General features: G+C 31.1%; 3 protein-coding genes. All 3 read right to left on the reverse strand.

Translation table 11 applies throughout. The features are described 5' to 3' along the window. Positions 1-267 precede the first annotated feature (267 nt). From EP747_RS23815 to EP747_RS23825, 3 genes are read right to left on the reverse strand one after another with little or no spacing between them, the layout of a single operon-like run. Positions 268-1,335 (reverse strand): HAMP domain-containing sensor histidine kinase, encoded by a 1,068-nt coding sequence (locus EP747_RS23815; protein ID WP_165347279.1) that lies wholly within the window; start codon positions 1,333-1,335, stop codon positions 268-270. Further along, positions 1,332-2,006 (reverse strand): response regulator transcription factor, encoded by a 675-nt coding sequence (locus tag EP747_RS23820; protein ID WP_129692467.1) that lies wholly within the window; start codon positions 2,004-2,006, stop codon positions 1,332-1,334. The genes EP747_RS23815 and EP747_RS23820 overlap by 4 nt, the downstream gene beginning before the upstream one ends. Before the next feature lie 23 nt (positions 2,007-2,029). Then, positions 2,030-3,784 carry an ABC transporter ATP-binding protein gene (locus EP747_RS23825; RefSeq protein WP_129692468.1) on the reverse strand — a complete coding sequence of 585 codons (1,755 nt, stop codon included), beginning with the start codon at positions 3,782-3,784 and terminating at the stop codon, positions 2,030-2,032. Positions 3,785-4,003 lie beyond the last annotated feature (219 nt).

Below are 4,003 nucleotides of genomic sequence, written 5' to 3' on the forward strand. Positions count from 1 at the left end.
TTCATGTTTTGTTTAGTTTTCAAAGTTCACTTTGTCGCTACATCTCTTAGCGACTTATATAATAATAACATATTTAAGTTTGTTTAGTCAACAACTTTTTCATGTTATTTTCTTGCCTCATTTATTGGTTTAATGTGACAACGTTTAATAATATACCATTATTCTTTTATGATTGCAATAACTTTATAATAAAAAAAGATAATGTTTCCCATTATAGCAAAAGAGTAGTTAGCTTTACCAAACTCTATTTACTATAATGAAAAACAATTACTCAGCTGTTACAGGTAATTCTACTACAAATAGTGACCCTTTACCGATCTCACTTTCTACATAAACTATTCCGTTATGCATATCAACAATTTTCTTTACGATTGATAAACCTAATCCATTTCCGCCGGTTGTTCTGTCTCTTGATTTATCTGCTTTATAAAATCTTTCAAATACATGCACTTGATCTTCTTCAGAAATACCAATTCCGGTATCTTGAATTTTTATAACCACCTTGTCATTATCTTGAATAGCAGATATAAATATATCACCATTGTTAGAAGTAAATTTTATACTGTTTGTAATTAAATTCATCCAAACCTGATTTAAAAGAGCCTCGTCACCAATAAAGTCAATTTTTCCAAGGTCAACATGCATATTGATGTTTTTTTCTAATATCTGAGGTTCGCAGCTTAACAATGAGTACATAAGTTGGCTATTTAACGAAAAACTGTTCTTTTCTATTGGCTGGTTTTGTGATTCTAGTGAAGTTAGCTTTAGTAGATTATCGCTAAGTTTCGATAATCTTGTACTTTCATACTCAATTATATTTAAATATTGTTTTCGCTCTTCTAACGGTAAATTTTCATTTTGTAATACTTTAGCAAAACCTTTAATAGACGTTAAAGGCGATTGAATTTCATGTGAAACGTTAGAAATAAACTCTTGTCGCATGTTTTCCATTTGATCTAAATTTTTTGCCATATGGTTAAAGCTATCTATTATCTGTCCTATTTCACCACCAAATGCATTCCTAAATTTTTCAAGATCCACCGATACGTTAAACTCTCCTCTTGAAATACTTCTAATTGCCTGCATTATTTCTTTTACCATTTTCATTTGCTTTGGATGATGAAACATTCTACCAAATACAGCTCCTCCGAGCATTAATAATAGAAAGGTTAAAAAAGTATTTATGATTTGTTTTGTTAAATCTGCTAAATTAGTGAGATGATGTTCATAAAAGTAATTAGTAGAATAGTGAACAATTACGCTTCCTATCGTTATTGCAGTCGTTAATAGTAATATAGCTCCTATAACATCCCTAATTTTTTTTAATACTTTCATTTTAATAACTCCATTCGATACCCTAATCCCCATACAGTAGAAATTTTAAAACCAAATTCTTTCTCGGGAAATCTTTCCCTCAATCTCTTTATATGAACATCTACAGTTCTTTCATCCCCTGCATAATCGAATCCCCAAATGTTTTCAATTAATTGTTCTCTGGAATAAGTCCTTCCTAAAGAGCTTGCTAAAGTAAATAAAAGCTCTAACTCTTTTAATGGCATATTGATAACTTGGTTTTCATTTAGAACTTTGTAATTACCGTGGTCTATTGTTAAATTTCCTATTTGAACAATTTTAGATGAAGATATTTTTGATCTTCTTAACAAAGCTTTCACTCGAACAACCAATTCGACAGGTTCAAATGGTTTTACGATATAGTCATCGGTCCCTAATTTAAACCCCCTGACTTTCTGTTCGGTTTCACCTTTTGCAGTTAACATAATTATAGGAAGATCATATTCGTTACGTATTTCTCGACAAAGCTCGAATCCATCCATTTTAGGCATCATTAAGTCTATAATTAACATATCTATTTTGTTATCTTCAAAAACACTAATTGCTTCAATACCATTTGTAGCCTCAAAAACAGTAAAGCCCTCATCTCGAAGTAAAACATTTAATAGTTTCCGAATATGTGGATCATCGTCTACGATTAATATACTAGCCAAAAAAACACCTTCCTTCAATTTAATTACACTGCACTATTTACTCTTAATTGCTGATCTGCAAATTCTTTGTACATTAAATGGTTACTATATAATTCATCATGTGTCCCGATGCCAGTTATTTTTCCTTTATCTAAAAATACAATTTGATCCGCATATATAACTGTGGAAAGACGATGAGCAATAATTAAAGTAGTTCTCCCTTTCATTAAATTTGAAAGTGCATTTTGTACAACTAGTTCAGACCTACTATCAAGATTCGAAGTTGCTTCATCCAACATTAATAATTTAGGATTTCTTAATAAAGCTCTCGCAATACCTATTCGTTGTCTTTGCCCACCAGATAGTTTTATTCCTCTTTCTCCAACCTCTGTATTAAAACCTTCAGGTAAATCATTAACAAATTGGTCTACATACGCCATACCGGATACATAAGCCAGTTCTTCATCAGATATCTCTCTTTTAATTCCATAGCAAATGTTATCTCTAATTGTACCGACAATTAGAGGACTCTCTTGTGCAACATAACCTATTTGTTTTCTCCAGCTTTCTAAATTGAAACGATTAATTGGATTACTTCCAATTGTTATTTCTCCACTTTTTGGAGAATAAAATCGTTCAATAAGTGAAAATAACGTTGTCTTTCCACTTCCACTAGGTCCTACAATAGCTGTTACCTTACCTGGAGCAATTGCAAAATTAAGATTTGTTAGCATATCTTCTTCCTTATATGCAAAATGTAGCTTATTAATATTAATCGGTAAGTTCATATCAACTTCATCTTTTCCAGTTTGATAATCTTCTTCTTCTAGTTCTAATATACTAATCATTCTTTCAGTAGCACCTTTTGTTTTTTGAAGTTCAGTAAAGAAATGTGTAATTTGTGTTACTGGGAAGATAATTTGGAATAAATATAGTATATATGCTACTAAAGCCCCTGCAGTTATTGCACCTGATGAGACCCTGACACCACCATATCCAATAATAACTACTAAAATAAGCATCAATACAAAGGAAACGATTGGTCCTATGAGAGAATGTAATTTCCCTTCCTTAATACCGAATGATAATAAATTATTAATTCCCTTGTTTCCATTTGTAATTTCAGTAGTTTCTGCATTCGAAACTTTTACTAATCTAATCTCCGAAAAAACTTGGCTTATTAATGATGTGAATTTTGCCGTCTCATCTTGAGTTGCTTTTGATAATTTTGACATTTGTTTTCCAATAGGGATAAATATTAGAGCAATGACAGGTATAATACTAAAAGTGACTAATGTCATTCTCCAATCTAATACTAGTAGTAATATAAAAGATCCAATAATTGAAATGACTCCTGTTAAAAAATTTGTTATATGTTCAGTTATTAGCCCTTTTAAAATTGCCGTATCATTCGTAACTCGACTAACATTATCTCCTGTCTGAGTCTCATCGAAATAAGATATTGGAAGTACAATCATTTTCTTCCACAATCGGTGTCTTACATTGGCAACAACTGTATTCCCTACTCGACTAAGCAGATAGATAGAAGCTGCCGATGAAATAGCCTGTATTATTAGTACCGTAACAAAAATCGCTATTTGTCCTGCACTTAAAGATGCTAATGAAAAACCATCTACAAATTTCTTTGTAAGCAATGGTAATAGTAACCCGACTAAAGTAGTGGCTACACTTAATAGTACACCTATTGCAAACAACCATTTAGGAGGGTTTGCATTCTTTATTAAAGAGATAAAATTTCTCCAGTCACTTTTTTTATTTGTATTAGTTTCTTCTTTCATATCTTTACTCCTTACACTTACTATTTTTGTATCTACATTACCTTTAAAATTTACAACTAAAATATGAATAAAGAATGAACTAAATTATTTTATTCCTCTTAAATTAACATCTTAAATTAACATCTTAAATATTATCTTTTATAACGCAAAAAAACATCAGCCTAATAGCTGATGTTTTTGTTTACCAGGCGACGTTCTACTCTCACAGGGGGAAACCCC

Origin of the sequence: Gottfriedia acidiceleris, from assembly GCF_004138285.1 — a bacterium.
GTDB lineage: Bacteria > Bacillota > Bacilli > Bacillales > Bacillaceae_G > Gottfriedia > Gottfriedia acidiceleris_A.